Here is a 21,596-nt window from a genome sequence, read left to right on the forward strand (position 1 = left end):
TGGCAACGCCATCCCGCCAACCCGATCATCTTTCCTGGCAAGGACAAATGGGATCACGACGCGTGCTACAAACCGTACGCCATCTTTGACGGGTCGAAATGGCTGCTCTGGTATAATGGCCGCCACGGTTCGCTCGAACAGATCGGTGTGGTGGAACACAGCGGCGAGAACCTGGGATTTTGACAACATATGAACCTCTCACCGATTAAAAAGATTTCCGCTCACATCGGATTCACATTAGCCGCCTTTTTCCTGGCACTCGTGCCGGTTCATGCGGATGTGCGGCTGCCGTCCGTCTTGGACGACCACATGGTTCTGCAGCAGAATTGCATGGTCACGCTCTGGGGCTGGGCTTTCGAGGGGGAAGTCGTGGTCATCGAGACCTCTTGGGGCGTGAAGACGCAGGCCGTCGCCAATGCGCAGGGCGAGTGGCGGGTTCAGGTGAAGACACCCGCCGCCCGGCCAATCGATCAAGGCCTTCATCCCGAAGACATCACATTTACCGCGGCCCAGGCGAACCGGGTTCAGATCAAGGATGTCCTCATCGGTGAGGTCTGGCTGTGTTCCGGTCAATCGAACATGACGATGATGCTGGGGCCCGATTATCCAAAGGGAAACAATAGCTGGTTCGGGGAGAAGTATTGGAAGGCGGAATCGGGCCACTCGGATCGTCCCGCCCTCCGCGTTTTCAATGTCGAAAAAATCGGGCGCGCCGTGCCGCGCGACGATTGCAAGGGCCTGCTTCTGGATCACACGATTCTCCCCAAAGATGCCCGGGGGCTTATGCCTGATGTCCGCACCGGCTGGCAACGTTCCACCCCCGAAACCGCGCCATATTTCAGCGCGATCGCCTATTATTTTGCCGTCCGGCTCCAGGAACAGTTGAATGTTCCCGTGGGACTGGTCACCAGCGCTTATGGCGGTTCTAAGATCCAGGCGTGGATTAGCCAGGAAGCGCTCCAGCAACTGCCCGCTTATGCCAAAACCACCCCCAAAGTGAATCGCCTGGGCGCCAACGCTTTGTTCAACGGCATGATCGCGCCGCTGACCCCGATGACCTTTCGCGGAGTGCTTTGGTATCAGGGCGAATCCAATGTCGGGGATTCCGTCACCGACTACGCCACGCTGCTCAAAACCCTCATTGCGGACTGGCGAGGGCGTTTTGGACAGAACCTTCCCTTCGGAATTGTCCAGCTCGCCAATTACGGTAATCCCTGGAGCGATACCAAGGCGGCGCTGGTGCGCGAAGCGCAGGCAGAGGTGGTGGCGGAAGGGCCAAACACGGGAATGGCGGTGGCGATTGATTTGGGCACGGATTGCATTCACCCGCCGGACAAACGGGATGTGGCCAACCGTCTGGCCCTCTGGGCCCGGGCAACCATCTACGGGGAAACCAATCTGGTTTATCTGTCGCCGCGTTATCAATCGCATAAGGTGACAGGTGCCAGCATCCGGGTTCGGCTGGCTACGGGCGGGGCCGCATTGATGTCAGCCAAACTGAATGCGGCTGGCGAGACCGTTCCAACGCCCCAGGAGCCGCTCCGGGGATTTCAAATCGCCGGTGCCGATGAAAAATGGGTCGCTGCGGAGGCGGTGATTGACGGCGATGACGTGGTGGTCTCCTCGGGCGTCGTTTCCTCGCCCCTGTCGGTACGCTATGCCTGGGCGACGAATCCCCAGGGCTGCAATCTCTACAACACAGCCGGCTTGCCGGCGGCACCTTTCGGAATAGATGCCAAAATGAAACATCAATGAAAAACCCAATGAGAAACCCAATGAAAAAACTGTTAATTCTTTGTTCTTGGTTGCTGGTCGCCACTCATGCGTTCGCCGGGGAGCGGGTTGCGTTGTGGCCGGAAGGAAAGATTCCGGATTTCCAGACGCAACAGATCGCGGCGACTACCCAGGAGGTGAAAACGCCGGGATTCAAGACGGCGGAACATGCGATGCCGTATCTCGACTGGTACGAGGCGCCTGCGGAGAAAAACGGCGGATGCATGTTGCTCATTTCCGGTGGCGGTTATCAGAGTTGCTGCGACGGGATGTGGATTGACAGGGTCGCGAAGAAGTTCACCGAGCTCGGGTTCGTTTGCGTGAGCCTCACTTACCGTACGCCGCGTCCTCAAGGGTTGCCGATCTACCAGAGCGCGTGGGAGGACGGGCAACGCGCCGTGCGTCTCGTCCGCAAGGATGCGAAGAAGCGCGGCTTCGACCCGGAGAAGATCGGCGCGTTCGGGTTCTCCGCGGGTTCGCACCTGACGGTCCTGCTCGCAACGAGCGCGCTCACACCGGCGTACGGGCCGATCGACGACCTTGACACGCTTCCGTGCCACGTCAACTGGGCGGTGCCGGTCTACACCGCCTACGCGCTTACGGACGGACTCACCGGTCCTAACACGCGCGAGGGCGACGCGATCGACGTAAAGCTCTCGGACGTGTTCAAGTTCGACGCGAAGACGTGTCCGATGGCGCTCTTTCACGGCGGGGTGGATATCTATTCGCCGAATGGCTCCACGCAGATCTACCGCCAGCTCCGCAGGATGAAAATCCCGGCAGAGATCCATCTCTTCGCAGACCGTCCCCACGGTTTCATGGGCGACCCGGGCAAGGGCGAGGATGGCACCGCCTACGACCACTGGTTCGACCGTGTCGCCGAGTACCTCCGCCAGATGAATTTCGACGGGCGTCTTGGCCAGGAAGTGGATCTGATGGCCCGTTATCCGAACGACGATGCGCGCGGCGAAACCCGCAAGGAGCCGGTCTGGCCGGAAGGCAAGATGCCGGATGCGCAGACGAACCAGTGCCTGCCCTATCTCGAGTGGCACATGCCGAAGGAACTCAAGACGAAGGCGATCCAGATCATCTACTCGGGCGGCGGCTACGGGGGCAACGACCCGGACGGGTTCGAAGTCGCGCCGGCGCGGCGTTACCTGAACGAAAAGGGCATGACGGTCGTGACGATGAAATACCGCACGCCGCGTCCGCTGGGCGGGCTGGCCAAGCACACGACGGCGTGGCAGGATCTGCAGCGTGCCATCCGAATCGTCCGCAGCGAGGCCGCGGTGAAGGGACTCGACCCCGACCGCATCGGCATCATGGGTTCCTCGGCCGGCGGACACCTGACGCTCATGGGCGCGACCAGCTCGAAGCGCCGTTCCTATGGGCCTATCGACGACCTCGACAAGCTTTCCTGCAATGTGCAGTGGGCGGTCGCGATCTATCCGGCGTACGCGCTCACGGACGGCGCGGAAGCCCCGAATGCGAAGGGCGGCAACGAGAACGACGCGAGGCTCGTCCCGGAGTTCTCGTTCGACCTCGCGACGTGTCCGATCCTGTTCATCCACGGCGATGCGGACAATTGGGCGGCGATGAATTCAGTGAAATGCTGGGAGCAGCTTCGCCAGATGGGGATACAGTCCGATCTCCACACGCTCGCCGGACGCAGGCACTGCTTTCAGGGGAAGGCCGCCCCGGGCACGGGCAGTTATACATGGATGGATCGCATTTGGGAATTTATGAACCACAATGGGGTTTTTCAGCGGAATCTAGTTTCAAGGTCTGACCCGAATGGCGCTAAGTTAAGGGGTGGAGCCTGTCTGTCAAACTTTTTGGAGTGCGGCGGCTTGACGCCGCTTTCATGCGACCGGCTTGACGGGCGCAGGGTTTCTAGACCGGGCTCTATTGACTTTTAGCAGAGCAGCGCGTCAAGCCGCGCTGGGGAAAAGCGGCGTCGAGCCGCCGCACTCCAAAGTTTATGCAACCCGATTATTACCCACAAAGTTCTTATCTTCGCGCCATTCAGGTCTGACCCTGACTTCTGGCTATCGGCACTATGGGAGCAATGTGAGTTTCGCGGCCAACGCCGCCTGATGATTCTCTTGAAGTGTGGCGCGAATGCTTTTGGTCCAGGACTTAGGGAACTTTGCGACTAGATTCTGAACAATCGCCCAGTCCCCCTTCTTCTCGACAAGGTCTAGAATCAGGATGGCCGTCTCAAAATCCCTTTTTCTTTTTTCATCGGTTTTCCGGCGCGGAACGATCAGGAGTTTATGCAGTGAAAATGCGGCAGGGTGGGGGACAACTACTGGAATGCCTCCAAAAGACACCAGCTTCCAACCAGGACCATCCTGGATAGGACCCCGGCGGACTCAAGCCGGCGCAAGACCTCGACGCAAAGTCTATATTGCTTTGTTTCCAAGGAGTGCCTTTCGCAGGAATTTGATTTGGTGCCGTGCCTGGGACAACAAGCCTCGGTAAAGGACGCGCATTCGCTTGGCCTCCTCGTATTTGGCGATGGCCTCTTTCTCCAGGCTCTTGCCCATATAGCGGAACTGCTTGTGCCAGATTCAGCGACGTGCATTGCGCAAATTACTGCAAAACATTAAATAAGATGAGTTTCTATAATGTGTAACAAATTGCGCTCAAACATTTTGTAATGCAAAACAAACTATGCAAAGTATATTGCAAGAGAGTCTTGCAGGCGGTATTATAACTGCTAAATGATTGGAACTGACGAATCAAAGTGAAAACGAAAGGAACAGCCATGAACCATACACTGACACTCCTCGCCGCCCTGCTGTTGACTCCGCTGCTCTGGGCCGCCAACGCGACCCATTCGACGGTAGACACCCAGGGCAAGCCTCTGAAAACACTGGTGGTGGCTAATAAGGCAGGCCTGCGTTGGGAACTGTCGCGAACGAAGGATGGCTGGTCTCTGGGCGGGATTTATTTCCACGAGAAACTGGTGGAACAGCCAGCAACGAATGGCCTCTTGGCCTTGCGCAACCTGAAGAGCGGCGAAGTGCGTTGGATGGCGGCATCGAAGGAAGAGAAGCTTGATCCGCAAACAGCACGTTTGTCAGGTCAGGAAGCCATCGATGGCGTGACATTCAGTTACACCGTGACGGTAGATCTCAGCGCAGATATGCCGGCGGCGCGTCTGACGGCGGCTTGGTCGGTCGACAAGGATCTCAATGGCTGGGAAGTCTGCTTGGCCTATCATGATGGCTTTGCCAATGACTGGCGTGTTCAGAGTTATCCGTGGGCCGGGAATAGCGAAAAGCTCGCCATCTCCCCGATGCGCTACTGCGGCGTTCCGGGGGTGCTGGTGTACCGGCCCGATCAGTCGCTGGTCGCCCTGTTCGCTATCGACAGCAATTCGGATTATCTGAACCCGACTACTTGGACTGGGAAAACGGATTTCCATTTCGCCAACCGCTCGATCGCGCCGCAATTCCGCGTGGGTGGAGGTAAACTGTCCGCCGGGATAAAGTATGAAATGCCGTTACAACTGTTCCTGAGTGATGCGGGTGGATTTTCTGGCGCCATCACAGGGATCATGCAGGCCTGGATCAAGCTCAACAAATACAAGGTGGACGATTCACTGAAGGTGCGCACGCCGCAGGAGGCATTTGATCTCGCCCTTGAAGGCCGGCGAAACATGGCGAGTTGGAAGCCGGGCATTGGTTATGAGCATCACAAGGGAACACCGTTTGTTTATGTCGGCAACAATCCGTTCATTGCCTACTACGAGTATCGCCAGTATGAGATCACCGGCGACAAACTGTGGCGGGACCGCGCCTTCGAGCAGATCGACTTTGCCCTCAAGGGGCAGCAGCCGAGTGGCGTGTTCCATACGAGCTGGTATTTCAAGCGGGCGGTTCCGGAGTTCTGCAGTCTGGACTGGAGCCATGACGGCTACAAGGTGGACATCAACGTCTGGATGGCGCGCTACATTTTGCAGACCTGGCAGCGGGTGAAGGAAAAGGAAGGAATTGACCGCCAGGACTGGTATAAGGCCGCCATCGCCTCGCTCGAATGGGTGAAGTCCCAGCAGAATCCGGATGGCGGATTACCACAGTGCGTCGACATCAAGACCGGCAAAAAGTCCTTCTCCGTAGTCTGTGGCCGGGCATTGGTAGGATTGCCAATCATTGCAAGGATCACCGGGGATGAAAGCTATCTGAAATTATGCGCCGACATGGAGAAATTTCTGCGCAGCGGTGTTGAAGGCCGTTTCTGGTATACCGGAATGCATCCGGATCTGCCGCCCGGCGATTTCGAGCAGGATAGCATCTATGCTGTTGTGGAGTACTGGCTGGACAAGCACGACCGGACGGGGGACAAGGAAAGCCTCGACCATGCCGTGGCCAATGCTTATTACGGCTTGCTTTACTGGTGCCCGAAACAGCTCAGTTGGGTTAAGAATCCCACACAAGGCGCTCACAGCGAACAGCAGCACTTCAACCAGTACTCTGTTTATAGCTACGGTAATCGCAAGATTCAATGCCTGGATCGGTTGTTCAAGAAAACCGGCAATCCGCTGTTTGAACAGCTTAAGAATCGGGTGATGCAACTCAATTTCTCCGTCCAGGTCGCCGAGGGTCCGTACAAGGGGGCCATGACCGAGGCCATTACCGATCCTTGGCTGGAACGCAAGCAGGGATTTGAATGGCGGGGGAATCCCTATACCAGTGAGATGGTTTCTGATTTGATGCTACAACTCATTGAAATGGGGTATGTCAATTCCACGCGACCTAGTTCGGCTGCAGAGCGGCCACGCCTCGAACTCCCGGAACGCAAAATCGTCGTCGACGCCGATCCGGCCGATTGGAAGGGAGTCCCGGCCACCGTCGTCCAGGGCGAGAGGCATCTCTGGTTCGGCCAGGGAATGACGCGGGAAAATTGGAAAGGGAACAGCGACTTGAGCTACTCGTGGCGCGCGGCCTGGCACGGTGACAAGCTCTATTTCCTCTTTGAGGTCAACGACGACAAGGTGCTAGAACCGACCCAGCCTTCTTCGTTTCTCAATGACAGCGTCGAGATGTACCTGGACTGGGGAGACCGCGGCGGGCAGCGGGTCAAGGTCATGGATGGCCGTCCCGATTGGTTTTCGAAATGCGACCCCAAGGAGATGCTGGGCCACGAGTTGCACTTCCTGCCCACAACGCCGCCACGGGTCTATCTCGATCACCGCGACAAATTTGCCACCGATAAGCCCCACAGCGACGAATTCGCCAAGCAATGGGCGGGCGAAGCAGCAGTCAGGAAGACGGCCACCGGGTACATCATGGAGATCGGTTTCGCTCTGCCCGGCGTGGGCTTTAAGCCCGGCAAGGTGATGGGGCTGGAGGTCGGTGTGAACGACGACGACGGCCAGGGGCGGAAGAGCATCATGATCTGGCCTGCGACCAAGAGCGATTTCTGGTTGATCATGGACGAGTACGGCAAAATTATTCTAACCTCAGGAGATCGCAAGTGAAGAGGACTCGGGGGCGTAGCTAAAATTTCAACATTTTGAATTGTGGTGGGTTAACCAAACCCCTTTCAGGACACGCCATGAACCTTCCATGCAAACCCGATTTTGACAACGCCATGCGCCGTATCGAGGCGTGGTTCGCCCACGAACCGACTGACCGGCCCCCTGTTCGGTTCGGGCTCCACAACGCGGAATTCAACCACAGTCCCGTCAGCGCCGCCCGCTGGACGAGCATCAAGGATCGATGGTTTGACGCTGAGTACCAGGTCGATTCGTTCATGAGCGCCATCCAAGGCCGTGTTTTCCATGCGGAAACATTTCCCGTGTTCTGGCCGAATCTGGGGCCGAACGTGTATGCCGCCTTCCACGGCGCGGAATTGGACTATGGCGAGGTGACCTCGTGGGTCCGGCACTGCGTCCATGACTGGTCGGACCTGGAGCGCCTCGCCTTTAGCCGCGAGAACGACTACTTTAAGAAGATCGACCAGATTACCGGGATCGCCCTCCAGAAGTGCCCCGGGAAATTCATGGTCGGCTACACGGATCTCCACGGCAGCCTTGACTGCGTGGCCGATTGGCGTGACCCTCAAACCTTGTGCATGGACCTGCTGGACTGCCCGGATGAGGTGACGAAAGCCACCACAAAGGCCGACGTGAATTTTCTGCCGGTGTTCGACTACTACGACGACCTGTTGAAGAAGAACGGCCAGATGTCCGTGACCTGGATGGGCATTCCCAGCCGCGGCAAGATGCACATTCCGAGTTGTGATTTCACCGCCCTGGTGTCGCCTGGCGATTTTGACCGGTTCTACCTGCCGTCCCTCAAGAAGGAACTCCGGCACATGACGCACAACATCTTCCACCTGGACGGGAAAGGGATGCTGCGTCACCTCGACCGGCTTCTGGAGCAACCGGAAATCCACGCCATCCAATGGGTGCAGGGCGTGGGCGACGACTTGCCGATCATGCAGTGGCTGGCCGTGATCCGGAAGATTCAGGCGGCGGGCAAGGGGGTTATCGTGGATCTGAGTCTCGACGAACTAGAGCCGTTCATGGCGGTGATGAAGCCCCAGGGGCTGTACCTGTGCCTCGAAGCCGCGGAGGCCGAACAACCTGAGATACTCAAACGACTGGAGAAGTGGAAAGTATGAATGAGTTCGTCAAACCATTCTTGCTCTCATCTTTTCTCGCATCCAGCATCTTCGTGGTTTCGCAATGGGGTCTGAATCTGTCCGTTATGGCAGCCGAGTCATCCAATGATCGCTATCTGGCGAAGGACAAGCTAGTCCCGTCGCCTGGCAGCACGACTTATCTCATAGATCCAGCGCGGGGCAATGACACCAATGCGCCGGGTAAGCCGTGGAAAACCTTCGGGAAACTGAACGCGATGCACCTGGCCGCAGGGGATAAAGTGGTGATTTCTCCGGGTGTCCAGGACGAGACCTTCAAGCCATCTGGCGAGGGGACTGCCGAGAAGCCGATCATCGTTCAGTTTCTGCCCGGGGTTCACACCATTGCGATTAAAAACGTGATTCGGTTGCCGATGTTTGTGTCCAATTCACAGGATTCCACCGATCCAAAACCAATTGGGATTTTGATTCAAAACGTTAAGCACTTAAGGATGGAAGGGGGCGGCGTTGAGGGGCCGGGCAAAACGATGATCCTCTACGACGGGCGCATGGTGCAAATTTTTAACGACCACTCCGAGGACATCACGTTTACCGGCCTGGTGTTTGATTTGAAGCGCCCGACAGTTTCGGAGTTTCGCGTGCTCGAAGCCGGCCCTAGCCATGCCGTGATCCAAGTGGCCGAGCAATCCGATTACCTCATCAAAGACGGTAAATTTACCTGGGCCGGCGACTGGGGCCCCGGGAAATTCTGCCAGGAGGCGGTTCCCGCCGAAGGACGGGCTTGGCGGCGAGGCGCTCCCTTCGGGTGGAGCTCGACCGGGCAAACCGAGGCCACGGCGACCGACTTGGGCGGGCGCAAGGTCCGCCTTGAATACACAACCGGGGCACCCGGTTTGACCGCCGCCCACCACTATCACTTCCGCGATACACGGCGTGTGATGGTGGGCATTCATAATGCCTGCTCTGCCCGGATCACTTTTCGCGACTGCGATGTTTACGCATTGACCGGCATGGGCTTTGTCAGCCAGTTCACCGACACGATTACCTACCAGCGGGTCAATGTCGCGCCTCCCAAAGACACGATTCGCACCTGCCCGGCCTGGGCCGACATCTTTCAGTTCTCCAACTGCAAGGGTGACATCCTCGTCGATTCCTGCCGGCTCTCCGGCATGCAGGATGATGCGGTCAACTGCCACGGAACGTATCTGCGGATCGTTGAAAAAGTCGGGGCCAACCAACTGCTGGTGCGCTTTGTCCACCCGCAAACCTACGGTTTTGCGCCCTTTGTCCCCGGCGATGAGATCGCGGTCATGAGCCCGGTCACCATGCGCGAGTATCCAGGGAACCCCCGCCCACGCGTCACCGCCGTGGAACGGAAATCCGATAAAGATTGGCTGATCGGCCTCGATGGACCGATGCCGCGCTTCGAGCCGAACGATGTGCTGGATAACCTCACGTGGAACCCGAACATCACCGCCCGCAACAACCACGTGAGCATGGACCCGGTGCGCGGGTTTCTCTTCGGCACGCGAGGCAAAATCGTGGTGGAAGGAAACACGTTCGGAAGCTGCGCGATGGCGGGAATCCTGGTGGAGGGCGACGCGTCGAGCTGGATGGAATCCAGCCCGGTGCGCGATCTGTTGATTCAGAAAAATCGCTTCGTGGGATGCGGTATCAAGATTCAGGCCAATATCAAAGTCAAAAAGTCCGACGCGCCCGTGCATGAGAACATCCGGATTTTGGATAATTCATTTGAGGGGGGCGGCCCCATCACTGCTGAGTGCGTGAAAGGGTTGGTGGTGCGGGGAAATACCTCCGGCACGAGTGCATTGAAGGTTTCAACTGATCCTTCCTGCTCCGGGGTGAAAGTAGAAAATAATTAAACTCCTGCTTCTTATGAAAAATATAACTACGGCGTTCTTCAATAACGGTGCCTCGTTTGTCAAAGGTGATGTGATTGACTATGTCTATGCGCGGGGCCGCCGGAGCCAGATAGCCGCGATGTCGGACTTGTATCCGGTGGTCATTTCCAGCGAAAACTTCAAGGATCACGCCGATAAACTGGCCGGGGTGGAGGCGATTTTCTCCACCTGGGGGATGCCGGCTCTGGAATCCGCAGACCTCGACCGTCTGCCTGCCTTGCGCGTGGTGTTCTATGCGGCGGGCACGGTCAAGGGGTTCGCAAGCCCGTTCCTGCAGCGGCGGGTGACGGTGTGCAGTTCATGGAGTGCTAACGCGGTCTCCGTCGCCGAGTTCTGTCTGGGGCAGGTGCTTCTGGCGTGCAAGGGATACTTCCAGAACACGCGTGATTGCCGGACGCCTGCGCGGAACCGCCAGGATGTGGCGTTTCATGGGCGGGGCATGTATGGCGAGAAAATTGCGATCATCGGCGCCGGGCAGATCGGACGCCGCCTGATTGAATTACTCCGGCCATTCCGCCTGAAGATCCTGGTGGTGGATCCTTATCTCTCCGAGACCGAGGCGGATGACCTGCATGTGCAGAAGGTCACGCTGGAGGAGGCCTTCCGCGAGGCCTATGTGGTCAGCAATCACCTGCCCAATCTTCCGACGCTCCAGAAGGTGCTGGACGGGAAACTCTTCGACTCCATGCGGCCCGGGGCGACGTTTATCAATACGGGCCGGGGCGCCCAGGTGAACGAGCCGGAACTTGTGGCGGTATTACGGCGGCGTCCGGATTTGATGGCCCTGCTGGATGTCACCGATCCCGAGCCCGCCCCGGCGGGCAGCGCGTTCTACGAGTTGCTGAATGTCCAGATCTCCAGTCATCTCGCCGGTGCGCACCACGACGAGGTGGTTCGCATGGCCGACTACATGATCGAGGAATTCCGCCGCTGGCAGGAGGGTGAGCCCCTCCGTTACTCCGTGAGCCTCGACATGCTCGACCGCATGGCGTGATGATGGTTGAGTATTTGTAACGTGATTAAGGAAAACAAGGAGAACGTATGATAGATGTTTCGCTTGGGTGGATGGATTACAGTATCATGTTGATTTACGTTGCGGCGGTGCTTGGCATTGGTCAGGCTCTTCGTAAATACATGAAATCGAGCAACGATTTCTTCCTGTCGGGCCGGTCCATTCCCGCCTGGGTAACTGGCTTGGCCTTTATCTCGGCCAACCTTGGTGCCCTGGAGTTGGTCGGCATGGCCGCCAGCGGTGCCAAGTACGGGATGATGACCTGCCACTTCTACTGGATTGGCGCCATCCTCGCCATGACCTTCCTGGCGGTGTTCATGATGCCGTTCTACTATGGGTCCAAGGCACGCTCGGTGCCTGAATACCTGAACATGCGGTTTGATGGCCGGGTTCGGTGCCTGAACTCCATCTCGTTCGCCGTGATGACTGTTTTTGCTTCAGGAATTTCGATGAATGCGCTGGCCAAATTGCTCCATTCACTGCTCGGGTGGAATTATCATGTGAGCCTGTGGGTTTGTTCTGGCGTGGTTTTGCTCTACGTCCTGAAAGGCGGCCTGACCTCGGCCATCTATACGGAGGTCCTTCAGTTCTTTATGATCGTGCTGGGCTTTTTCCCGGTGGTCTATCTGGGTCTCAAGGATGTGGGCGGGTGGAGTGCCTTGAAGGAAAAACTGGCTGGCGTTGCCATGAATCCGGCCTCGATTGGGGTTGGCGAGAAGAGCTTCCAGCCTGATGCCTGGACCGGAGCCTGGAGTCCGATGCTCCGGGGCGCCGAGGCCAGCCCGATGGGTGTGGATCTCTTTGCCATGGTGTTCGGGTTGGGTTTTGTGCTGGCGTTCGGATACTGGTGTACGGACTTCCTGGTGGTCCAGCGGGCCATGGCGGCCAAGAACATGAGTGCCGCCCGTCGCACCCCGCTGATCGGCGCCATTCCTAAGATGCTGATTCCTGCGCTGGTGATCCTTCCTGGTATGATTGCCGCGGGCCTGGCCTTCAGCGGCAAGGATGGCTACCGGCTGCCACCCAAGATGATTGCTGAATCCGCCTATGAAAAGATTCTGCCCGTGGTTAAGAATGCTGCCACCAGCGGGTTGAAGGGAGAGGCCGCCGTGCAGCAGATTGCCAAGGCTTCAGGGGTGAAGATGCTCCCGGCCAAAGTCGATGAACTCCTCAAGGTCGTTCCGACCCTGAACGATACCGAACTCAAGAGTCGCGTGCAGAATGCCGTGGCGGAAAATGATTATGACGGGGTTATCCTGTCGCTCATCAAGCGGTACTGTCCGACGGGGCTGTTGGGTTTGGCGCTGACGGCGCTGCTGGCGTCGTTCATGTCGGGTATGGCTGGAAACGTCACGGCCTTCAACACGGTCTGGACCTACGACCTCTATCAGGCCTATATCGCCCCAAAAAGGGCCGACGCCCACTATATGTGGATGGGGCGGGCCGCCACAGTGGCGGGTATCCTGATCAGTGTGCTTTGTGCTTACTTTGCCGCGATGTACAACAATGCCATGGACGTGATCCAGCTGGTGTTCGGCTTCGTCAATGCGCCGCTCTTCGCGACCTTCCTGCTGGGCATGTTCTGGAAGCGGACGACGGCCACAGGGGCCTTTCTGGGCCTGTTGTTGGGCACCATGACCTCAATGGCCTTCCATGCGATGACACTGGCTACGGGGAATGCCCCCGGAGTCAAAGGTGGTTACCTGTTTGTGGTCCGCTCCTTCCCGAGTGAGATGGCTCAGAACTTCTGGCTGGCCTCCTTCGCCTTCCTGGCCTGTCTCAGTTTTACCGTGGTGATCTCGTTGGCGACAAAGCGGACCAAGACGGATGCGGAACTGACCGGGCTGGTTTATTCGCTGACGCCGCGGATCCAGTCTGCGAATGAACCATGGCACCTGCGGCCCGGTGTGATTGCGGTGATCCTGCTGGTTGCCTGTCTTGGCCTCAACATCATCTTCTTCTAAAACTGAAAGGACTACATTATGACACTCGATATCTGCTGGCCAATTGGAATCATGTTCTCGCTCGTCGGCGCTCTCATGAGCGTCTTTGGAATGCTCACCATGGCTTCTCATGAAATGTACAAGCGTTCGTTGGACATCAATATCAACCTCTGGTGGGGGTTGGCATTGTTGGTGTTTGGCGGGTTGATGCTGTTCAAGGCTTGGAGAAACTCAAGTAAGGTGAAGTGATATGGAGGAATTGAATCATGATGTTTGCAGCGATGATAGCAGCGGCGGAGACGGTGTCGCCGTCCAAACTTCAGGTCGGTAATCTCGACCTCGGTATTATTATCGTCTATCTGCTGGCGATCGTTGGTATTGGCGTGCTGGCTGGCTTTGTGCGGAAGTCGCATTCCGGCGAGGGCGCCCATTACTTCCTGGCCGACAATTCGCTGAAATGGCCGGTCATCGGTCTGGCCATGTTCGCTGCCAACATCTCGACGGTGCATCTGGTCAGTCTGGCACAGTCGGCCTACACCTCCGGCCTGCTCTACGGCAATTTTGAATGGATGGCCGGCTTTACGCTCATCCTGCTTTCCCTCTTCTTTGCGCCGCTTTACCTGCGCACCAAGGTGACGACCCTCCCTGACTACCTGGAACGCCGCTATAACCGCAATTGCCGTGACATGCTCACCCTTGTCTCGCTTTTCTCTGCCATTGTCATTCATATCGGCGTGGCGTTGTTTACGGCGGCGACCGTGCTTTGCTTCATTTTCGGCATTCAGGGCGACACGAGCATCATGGGACTGACTCCGATGATGTTCTTCATTGTCGCTCTTGGAGTGCTCACCGGTATCTATACCGTGATCGGTGGTTTATTGGCCGTGGTCTGGACTGAAAGCATCCAGACCGTTCTCCTCCTCGTCGGGGCCATCTGCATCACGGTTGTCGGCTATAATGCGATTGGCGGCTGGGATGTCCTGACGGCCACTCTTGCCAGCAACCCGCATCCTCTGGCCGGCAGCAAGGAAGCCATTGCCGCCGGTGTCGAGCTTTCCTCCAAGTCCTTTCTTAACATGGCGCATGCCAGCGGCGACAACACCGTCATCGGCAACATCCCCTGGTATTCCATTTTGCTTGGATATCCCATCATCGGCATCTGGTATTGGTGCTGCGACCAGACCATCGTCCAGCGCGTGCTAGCCGCCAAGGATGAGAAGCACGCCCGGCTCGGGCCGCTCTTCTGTGCCTTCATCAAGATTCTGCCGGTGTTCTTCTTCGTCCTGCCCGGTGTCATTTGCGTCGCACTGGTGCAGAAGAGTTATTTTGGCGCCGGCGTCGGCCCTGCGGCCTCCGCAGACGCCTATCCATTCATGATCACGCATCTGCTGCCGGTAGGGCTCAAGGGGTTGGTCACCGCCGCCATGTTGGCCGCCGCCATGCAGACCTGTTCCGCAGCGCTCAACTCCGCCGCCACCATGTTCTCCTATGACATCTGGAGGCGCTGGAAACCAGCAACAACGGACAAGTCCCTGATCAAGGTCGGCCGCTGGACCACTATAATCGCCACGCTTCTGGCGATTGTGCTCTCCCCGATCTTCGGCCATTATCCCACAATCATCCAGGGGCTGAACACGATGATCTGTTACATCGCTCCGCCGATTACGGCGGTTTTCCTGATAGGGGTTTTCTGGAAGAAGGCAGGCGGCAAGGCGGCGTTTGTGACCATGGTTTCCGGCGCTGGCATGGGCATTACCTGCTTCATCCTGGATTTCTTTCGAGCCGTCTTCATTGGCGAAGGGGCCGTGGCAAAGGCCGCTGTTGCCAATTCGGCTGTCTGGGGCTTCGTTTACAACATTGCGCTCAAGGACTTCATGCTGACCTCATTTGGCATGTTCGGCCTCTGCGTCATTATTCAAATCGTCACCTCACTGCTGATGCCCGAGCCCCTTAAAGCAGAGGCCCGGGGGTTGATTTGGGAACATTGGACTGACCCGCTCAAAGCGAAGTGCGGGCGTGGCCTTTCCGATTACCGCGTCATGTCAGTCGCCGTGCTGTTCACGTTCATAGTGCTTTATGTGTGGTTTTGGTAAATAGCGGATGGATGATTATGGAGAATGGATCATGACTTCACGTGAACGGATCATTGCCGCAATTGAGCACCGGCAGCCTGACCGCGTACCCGTGGATCTTGGTGCCACACCCAGTTCAGGGATTTCGGCGACCGCCTATGGGAATCTCAAGAAGCATCTTGGCATCACCACGGGGAATATCCGCATCTATGATGTGGTTCAACAGCTTGCCCAACCGGAAGAGGGTATCCTCGACCGGTTTGGAATAGATGTTCTGGATGTGGGCAGGACGTTCAATGCCAAAGATTCGGATTGGTATGATGTGAAGCTTGCCGACGGGCAGGCTGCCCAGTACCCCGTGTGGTTTCACCCGGAAAAACAACTGGACGGTTCATTCATTGCGCGCCATAAGGACGGTACTGACATTGCCCATATGCCTTCGGGAGGGGCGTTTTATGATCAGTCCTATTTCCCGTACGTTGACGGCTATCCGGCAAATTATTCAGGACTCGACATGGAAATGGGAAAGGTCCTCTGGTCCGCGCTGGTGCATAGTCCCTGGGACCATGCGGGGGAACCGGGCTTCTGGGCCACGCTGCGCGAACGGGCATTGGCGTTGCGGGCCTCGTCCGACCGTGCCCTGATGATCGTCTGTGGTTGCAATCTGTTCGAGTGGGGAACCTTCCTGCGGCGTATGGATAATTTCCTGATGGATATCTATGCTGAGCCGGAACAGGTGGAGGCGTTACTGGATGCGCTGATGGAACGGCACATGGCCACGCTGGAAAAGGTCTGTGACGCCGTCGGAGATGTGTGCGACATTCTCCGTTTCGGCGACGATCTGGGCATGGATAGCGGACCGTTCATGTCGCCGGAAATTTACCGGAAGTTATTCAAGCCACGGCATGCCCAACTCTGCGCCGCGGTTCACAAGAAGAGCCGGATGAAGACCTTCTTCCATTCCTGCGGTTCCCTCTATGAACTGATGCCCGACCTGATTGAAGCGGGCTACGATGTGATCAATCCCGTGCAGACTACGTGCCGTGACATGGAGCCCGAAAAGCTCAAACGTGATTTTGGCCGCGACATCTGCTTCTGGGGAGGTGGCTGCGACACCCGAAACGTTCTGAACAGGGCCACGCCTGAGGAAGTGAAGGAGCATGTCAAACGCAGGATTGATATCTTGTCTCCGGGTGGCGGATTTATTTTTAACACGGTGCATAATATTCTACCGGAAGTGCCACCAGCCAATATCGTGGCCATGTATGAGGCGGTGCACGAGTGTGGCGGTTGAACAATCACAAGGATGATCAGATCGGAAAGGGATGTTGTTATGAATAACGAAGAGGGGCGTATTTGTGATGTAATGTTTAAATATCGAGGATAGAAACATGAAAAACACAATAGTGGCGGTTGTGGTGGCGGGGATGGTGGTGGGATCAGCGTTCGGGGCAGGGAGCGTGACCTCGGCGCCGTTCGGCAAGATGCCGGACGGCACGGAAATCTCGGTCTATACCCTTATGAACAGCCATGGCGTCGAGGCGCGGATCATCAACTATGGGGGAATTGTGGTGTCGCTGAAGGTGCCCGACAAGAAGGGAAACCCCGGGGATGTGGTGCTGGGGTACGACAAGCTTGATGATTATATCAAGGCGAGCCCGTATTTCGGCTGCCTCGTGGGGCGTTACGGCAATCGTATCGCCAAGGGGAAATTCACGCTGAACGGTGCGGAGTATAATCTGGCGACGAACAACATCGGCAACCACCTGCATGGCGGAATCAAGGGGTTCGACAAGGTGGTATGGGCGGCAAAGCCCGTCGAGAGCATAGCGGGACCTGCGTTGGAGTTGACGTATACCAGCCGTGATGGCGAGGAGGGGTATCCCGGGACGTTGTCCGTAACGGCACTCTACACGGTGACAGAGAAGAATGAGTTGAAGCTGGAATTCACCGCCATGACCGACAAGCCGACGGTATGCAACCTGACCCATCACTCATACTTCAATTTAGCAGGGAAAGGCGACATCTTGGGACATGCGGTCATGATCAAGTCATCACGCTTCACGCCGGTGGATGAAACCTTCATCCCGACAGGTGAGCTTAGGCCGGTTGAGGGCACCCCGTTTGATTTTCGCAAGGCGACGGCGATCGGAGCTCGGATCACTGTAAAGGATGAGCAGTTGAAGTTCGGGCTCGGTTATGACCACAACTGGGTTATCGACAAACCTGTGGGCAAATTGGCGCTGATGGCGGAGGTGCGCGAGGCCTCTTCCGGACGAATCATGCAGGTGTTGTCCACGGAGCCGGGCCTGCAGTTCTATTCCGGCAATTTCCTAGATGGATCCAATGTCGGCAAGGGCGGGGTGGCTTATCAATACCGGACGGGTTTCTGCATGGAACCCCAGCACTACCCTGATTCACCTAACAAGCCGGACTTTCCGTCGGTAGTGCTAAATCCGGGCCAAGTCTACCACAACACAATTATCTACAGGTTTACAGCAGGAAAACTCTAGTTTGAGATTACACATGACTGAATATAGTGATGGTTCCGAACAAGATTCCTCAGCCCCGATGAGCGCGGATGTACAGAAGTGTTCTCTTTGCGGGAGACCTATCGGCTCCGGAGAGGGCCGGTACAATCTCCCTGAGTGTGTCTGCTGCGTGACCTGCTATCACCGATCCCATGCCCCCTTGACGTAGTGGATGATCGGCGGGAGATCCACCTGCAATCACATGTGGAGGATGTCATGATGCAGAACCGGGTATGCGCCGGGGGACGCTGGGTTTGGAGATAAGATGTTCAACGCGGTACCCCGATACTGCATCCTGACCCGGATGCGGGTCCCGGCGCTTTCGGCAACCAAAGCGAAGTTTACCGCCATGATAGCCTCGACCCGCGGCCGGTCTCGCCGCGGGTTAAGATCCGCGTTCTGCCATTGAAATGAATCCGAGTAGCTTGTTGCCAAAGTGCACACATAGTGATACATTTGCATCATGAAGCCGTACGACTGGAATGATGAAAAGAACGACTGGTTGCGGCAGGAACGTGACGTCACTTTTGAGGATATTGTTTTCCATCTGTCGCAGGGAGTCTTGCTCGACACAATCGAGCATCCCAATCGGCAGCAATACCTTGGGCAGAAGATTTTCATTGTGAACGTGGAGGGGTACGCCTACCTCGTACCATTCGTTGAAGATGACGAGATGATCTTCCTAAAGACCATCATTCCCAGTCGTAAAATGACAAAACAATACTTGGGAGGGGAATAAAATGAAGCTGACACAAGAAGAAAAGGGACTGCTTGATTCCGTCGAGAAAGGGGAATGGAAGCGCATCCCAAACTTTACACGCGAAGCGGTTCGTTACCGCGATGCGGCACGAGCCACGCTCCGGAAGGATAAGCGCGTCAATATTCGGATGGCCGAGCGCGACCTGATCCGTTTTCAGAAGACGGCCGTCCATGAGGGGCTGCCTTACCAAACATTCATTTCCAGCATCCTGCACAAATACATCAATGGCCGCTTGATTGAAAAGGCTGGATGATTTGCAGTATCGTTGTAAGTTGGGAAAGGCCCTGTTGGATGGGTAGGATTTGAATGCCATCCTCCACCCGGGGGAACTCGCCGCCGTAAAGCAGGTAGCATTGCGCGATGGGATAGTCGGCCTTCAAGGCGCGTAATCCCTTTAGGTCACTGCGGGAATAGCGATTGGAGCGTTTGATTTCGAAAGCCAAAAGCCCTCGGGGACCGTACAGCACGAAGTCAACTTCGGTGCCGTCGCTGGTGCGCCAGTAGAATAGTTCATACTCCAGTCCCAGCGCATCGTTGACGGCGCGAAGTATCTGGAGGCAGAGGGTTTCAAGACTGGCGCCTTCGGCTTCTTCCGGGCTGTCCAATGGCCCCATGGGACGTATGGCTCGATAGACTCCGGCATCAAAGAGGTAGAATTTTGGATGTGCGACCAGGCGGCGATGCGCCCGTTTCGTGAATACTGGTAGGCGCAAGCCGACCATCAGATCTTCAAGAATTCCGAAGTAGCTCTCAACCACCTTGCGGTCAAGCGCTGACTCGCGCGCAATCTCCGCGATGTTGATCGGTGATCCCTGCGAGAAACTGGCTGTTTCTAAAAAGCGGGCGAAATTGCCAAGATTGCGCGTCAGCCCCTCTTGTTGAACTTCTTCACGCAGGTAGGTTTGTACATAGGACTTGAGGTATTCATGAGGATCGGTGTGATGTGCGATGGAGGGGAGCATGCCGAAGCGCAGGGCGCGGTCCAAGTTGAAATCAGCGCCCATTTCTTCCGCGACGAGAGGATGCATATGGAAGGTCAGGGCGCGACCCGCCAATAGATTCACCCCTTTACGGCGTAGACTTCTGGCGCTGGATCCCGTTAATGCGAATCGGAGTCCGCGACTCTCGATTAGGCGGTGTACCTCGTTGAGTAAAGCGGGGGCGCGCTGAACTTCATCTAAGATTACCCAGCCGGTCGGATTGGTTCCCACCAGTGTTTCGAGTCGATCGGGGCGTGCTAGCAATTCAGCGTAAAGGCGACTGTCGAGAAGGTCGATATAGACGCTGTTAACCTCCTTGAAATGCTCGCGCAACCAGGTCGTCTTGCCAGTCCCACGCGGGCCAAACAGGAAAAAACTTTTGCCTAATTCAATCGGACGTTTCAGTAATCTGGTGTACATGTGGGCATAATTGCAGATATATTATTGCTACGCAATGGTAATATTTATTAAACTCGATGATGCTTGTAGCCTATCGGTGTCGCGGATCAGGGTGTGTAGTTTGAGGACGATGGTGATAGGCAAGTTGTTATCCGTGCATCATGTAGTTCGTGCACATAACTAACAATGCGTTATGCGCAATTAAGCACGCGTCGCCTCGATACTGTAAGATCAGCGGGTGCGGCTACGATTCTCTATCCGTAACCTCTGGCTCTGGGGCCGTCTCTGCGACCACCGGCACTACCGATGGATTCTCCTCTGGCTCGGCAGTCTCGGGGGAAGCCAGGGTAGGAGCTTCTTGTGGCCCAGGCTGATCAGGTCAGTGATGTGATCAGCCGCCGGTCCTTACCTTGACACCTCCCAAAGCCTGAAGGGCGCATAGGGCATTTTGGCGAACATGGGCTTTCCCGAAATAATCAGGTTTTTGAAATGGTTCTGTTTTGGGGTGGTTATAATCCCTGAAATGGTATGAGATGGTGTGTCGGACTATGAAGTCATAAAAGCCCGACTATATGCGTTATAGTCAATGTTTACAGGGCTTTTCCAGTCTGGCGACTGGTAGAAGTGCAGGGATTCGAACCCTGGACCCGCTGATTAAGAGTCAGCTGCTCTACCAACTGAGCTACACTTCCGCGATGCCCGGTCCGCAAATGGGACCGGTGCAAAAAAATGGAGCGAGCGAAGGGATTCGAACCCTCGACAATCACCTTGGCAAGGTGACACTCTACCAACTGAGTTACGCTCGCGTAAGAAAACGTGGGGGAATCTACCAGTTCCCTGAATTGATTCAACTCTTTTTTATCGTCACCCGAAAAGAGGCTTCTCGGTCTTGGGCTCGGTCCGCCTTTTTATCAGGTCGATGGTGGCCCGGGTGACCACGTCGAGTTCGACTTTCCCGGTGTTCCACACCATGTCGTAAAGTAGGGGATCATCGATGTCGCGGTTAAAAAACAGTTTGATCAGCTTCTTGCGATCCCGGTCCTGATTGTGGACGGCTTCGCGGGCCTCTTCTTTGTTGATCTTGAAGCGCTTCATCATCCAGACCACGCGATGGGCCTCCGGCGCAACCAACCGGATGTGAATCCCCTGGGGCAGATCCGCCGTGATGAGTGAGCCACCACGCCCGACGATAATCACTTTGCCAATCAGCGCCAGCATGCGCACCACCCGGAAGGTGGTCGTGTGGAGCGTGTGTTGCTCGGACCGCCCGGAGTAAAGGCTCTCGACAAAATCATTGAATTGGGATCGATATTTTTCGCCCAGCAGGACTTCCATGTCTTTTTGCAGGAGGGGATCCCGGGCGACCAGTTCGCAGAGTTCCCGGTCAAACACATGCCACCCCTCAAAAAGCGGGTTGGCGCGGTGTTTCAGGAATTCGGTGAGAATCACGTAGGATAACAAATGTCCGCCGGCTCCGGATTGGCGGGACACCGTAACAAAGGGAAATCCGTACTCAGGGAAATCATCAAAATCGCGTTTTTCGCTCAGGAATTTCTGGATCATCTGCAAGTGTTTCATGATCTTATCTC

At 56.4% G+C, this 21,596-nt stretch carries 16 protein-coding genes and 2 tRNA genes; 14 read left to right on the plus strand and 4 right to left on the minus strand.

What is annotated here, in order from left to right; translation table 11 throughout:
* From WCS52_10450 to WCS52_10515, 14 genes are all read left to right on the plus strand, one after another.
* Nucleotides 1-183: hypothetical protein (locus WCS52_10450; GenBank protein MEI6167606.1), on the plus strand; the 183-nt coding region annotated here is incomplete at its 5' end.
* A gap of 6 nt (nt 184-189) precedes the next feature.
* The gene (locus WCS52_10455; protein MEI6167607.1) at nt 190-1,755 is read left to right on the plus strand and encodes a sialate O-acetylesterase; all 1,566 of its coding nucleotides are present in this window, start codon (nt 190-192) and stop codon (nt 1,753-1,755) included.
* A gap of 20 nt (nt 1,756-1,775) precedes the next feature.
* Complete coding sequence (locus tag WCS52_10460; protein ID MEI6167608.1) at nt 1,776-3,692, plus strand: alpha/beta hydrolase; 1,917 nt, start codon at nt 1,776-1,778, stop codon at nt 3,690-3,692.
* Between the two features lie 851 nt (nt 3,693-4,543).
* Entirely contained in the window at nt 4,544-7,261 is a 2,718-nt protein-coding gene (locus tag WCS52_10465) for a sugar-binding protein (GenBank protein MEI6167609.1), read from the plus strand.
* A gap of 77 nt (nt 7,262-7,338) precedes the next feature.
* Complete coding sequence (locus WCS52_10470) at nt 7,339-8,409, plus strand: hypothetical protein (GenBank protein ID MEI6167610.1); 1,071 nt, start codon at nt 7,339-7,341, stop codon at nt 8,407-8,409.
* Nucleotides 8,406-10,271, plus strand: coding sequence for a right-handed parallel beta-helix repeat-containing protein (locus WCS52_10475; protein ID MEI6167611.1), 1,866 nt, complete (start codon nt 8,406-8,408; stop codon nt 10,269-10,271). Before WCS52_10470 ends, WCS52_10475 begins: the two co-directional genes overlap by 4 nt.
* A 13-nt stretch (nt 10,272-10,284) precedes the next feature.
* On the plus strand, nt 10,285-11,304 hold the full coding sequence (locus WCS52_10480; GenBank protein MEI6167612.1) for a hydroxyacid dehydrogenase: 1,020 nt from the start codon (nt 10,285-10,287) through the stop codon (nt 11,302-11,304).
* A 47-nt stretch (nt 11,305-11,351) separates the two neighbouring features.
* Nucleotides 11,352-13,286, plus strand: a complete 1,935-nt coding sequence (locus WCS52_10485) for a sodium:solute symporter family protein (GenBank protein MEI6167613.1) — start codon at nt 11,352-11,354, stop codon at nt 13,284-13,286.
* A gap of 18 nt (nt 13,287-13,304) precedes the next feature.
* Nucleotides 13,305-13,514, plus strand: coding sequence for a hypothetical protein (locus WCS52_10490; GenBank protein ID MEI6167614.1), 210 nt, complete (start codon nt 13,305-13,307; stop codon nt 13,512-13,514).
* Between the two features lie 17 nt (nt 13,515-13,531).
* On the plus strand, nt 13,532-15,358 hold the full coding sequence (locus WCS52_10495; protein ID MEI6167615.1) for a sodium/solute symporter: 1,827 nt from the start codon (nt 13,532-13,534) through the stop codon (nt 15,356-15,358).
* Between the two features lie 31 nt (nt 15,359-15,389).
* Nucleotides 15,390-16,631, plus strand: coding sequence for a uroporphyrinogen decarboxylase family protein (locus tag WCS52_10500; GenBank protein ID MEI6167616.1), 1,242 nt, complete (start codon nt 15,390-15,392; stop codon nt 16,629-16,631).
* A gap of 97 nt (nt 16,632-16,728) precedes the next feature.
* A complete protein-coding gene (locus WCS52_10505) occupies nt 16,729-17,850 on the plus strand; it encodes an aldose epimerase family protein (protein ID MEI6167617.1) in 1,122 nt (373 codons plus the stop codon).
* A gap of 481 nt (nt 17,851-18,331) precedes the next feature.
* Nucleotides 18,332-18,607: a toxin gene (locus WCS52_10510; protein ID MEI6167618.1), complete on the plus strand. Its 276-nt coding sequence runs from the start codon at nt 18,332-18,334 to the stop codon at nt 18,605-18,607.
* A 1-nt stretch (nt 18,608) separates the two neighbouring features.
* Nucleotides 18,609-18,881, plus strand: coding sequence for an antitoxin (locus tag WCS52_10515; GenBank protein ID MEI6167619.1), 273 nt, complete (start codon nt 18,609-18,611; stop codon nt 18,879-18,881).
* Here the strand turns inward: WCS52_10515 and WCS52_10520 are convergent.
* The 4 genes from WCS52_10520 to WCS52_10535 form a co-directional block, all read right to left on the minus strand.
* Nucleotides 18,850-20,028 (minus strand): AAA family ATPase, encoded by a 1,179-nt coding sequence (locus tag WCS52_10520; GenBank protein ID MEI6167620.1) that lies wholly within the window; start codon nt 20,026-20,028, stop codon nt 18,850-18,852. The two genes, WCS52_10515 and WCS52_10520, sit on opposite strands and share 32 nt — an antisense overlap.
* A gap of 595 nt (nt 20,029-20,623) precedes the next feature.
* Nucleotides 20,624-20,699 (minus strand) — tRNA-Lys (locus WCS52_10525).
* Between the two features lie 38 nt (nt 20,700-20,737).
* Nucleotides 20,738-20,813, minus strand: a tRNA-Gly gene (locus tag WCS52_10530).
* Nucleotides 20,814-20,871: 58 nt separating this feature from the next.
* Nucleotides 20,872-21,585: a cytidylate kinase-like family protein gene (locus tag WCS52_10535; GenBank protein ID MEI6167621.1), complete on the minus strand. Its 714-nt coding sequence runs from the start codon at nt 21,583-21,585 to the stop codon at nt 20,872-20,874.
* Nucleotides 21,586-21,596 lie beyond the last annotated feature (11 nt).

This window comes from bacterium (assembly GCA_037128595.1).
GTDB lineage: Bacteria > Verrucomicrobiota > Kiritimatiellia > CAIKKV01 > CAITUY01 > JAABPW01.

What these genes read in the sequence shown, in the direction of transcription:
- WCS52_10455 (MEI6167607.1), top strand. Translation starts at nt 190, where the DNA reads ATGAACCTCTCACCGATTAAAAAGATTTCCGCTCACATCGGATTCACA.
- WCS52_10460 (MEI6167608.1), top strand. Translation starts at nt 1,776, where the DNA reads ATGAAAAAACTGTTAATTCTTTGTTCTTGGTTGCTGGTCGCCACTCAT.
- WCS52_10465 (MEI6167609.1), top strand. Translation starts at nt 4,544, where the DNA reads ATGAACCATACACTGACACTCCTCGCCGCCCTGCTGTTGACTCCGCTG.
- WCS52_10470 (MEI6167610.1), top strand. Translation starts at nt 7,339, where the DNA reads ATGAACCTTCCATGCAAACCCGATTTTGACAACGCCATGCGCCGTATC.
- WCS52_10475 (MEI6167611.1), top strand. Translation starts at nt 8,406, where the DNA reads ATGAATGAGTTCGTCAAACCATTCTTGCTCTCATCTTTTCTCGCATCC.
- WCS52_10480 (MEI6167612.1), top strand. Translation starts at nt 10,285, where the DNA reads ATGAAAAATATAACTACGGCGTTCTTCAATAACGGTGCCTCGTTTGTC.
- WCS52_10485 (MEI6167613.1), top strand. Translation starts at nt 11,352, where the DNA reads ATGATAGATGTTTCGCTTGGGTGGATGGATTACAGTATCATGTTGATT.
- WCS52_10490 (MEI6167614.1), top strand. Translation starts at nt 13,305, where the DNA reads ATGACACTCGATATCTGCTGGCCAATTGGAATCATGTTCTCGCTCGTC.
- WCS52_10495 (MEI6167615.1), top strand. Translation starts at nt 13,532, where the DNA reads ATGATGTTTGCAGCGATGATAGCAGCGGCGGAGACGGTGTCGCCGTCC.
- WCS52_10500 (MEI6167616.1), top strand. Translation starts at nt 15,390, where the DNA reads ATGACTTCACGTGAACGGATCATTGCCGCAATTGAGCACCGGCAGCCT.
- WCS52_10505 (MEI6167617.1), top strand. Translation starts at nt 16,729, where the DNA reads ATGAAAAACACAATAGTGGCGGTTGTGGTGGCGGGGATGGTGGTGGGA.
- WCS52_10510 (MEI6167618.1), top strand. Translation starts at nt 18,332, where the DNA reads ATGAAGCCGTACGACTGGAATGATGAAAAGAACGACTGGTTGCGGCAG.
- WCS52_10515 (MEI6167619.1), top strand. Translation starts at nt 18,609, where the DNA reads ATGAAGCTGACACAAGAAGAAAAGGGACTGCTTGATTCCGTCGAGAAA.
- WCS52_10520 (MEI6167620.1), bottom strand. Translation starts at nt 20,028, where the DNA reads ATGTACACCAGATTACTGAAACGTCCGATTGAATTAGGCAAAAGTTTT.
- WCS52_10535 (MEI6167621.1), bottom strand. Translation starts at nt 21,585, where the DNA reads ATGAAACACTTGCAGATGATCCAGAAATTCCTGAGCGAAAAACGCGAT.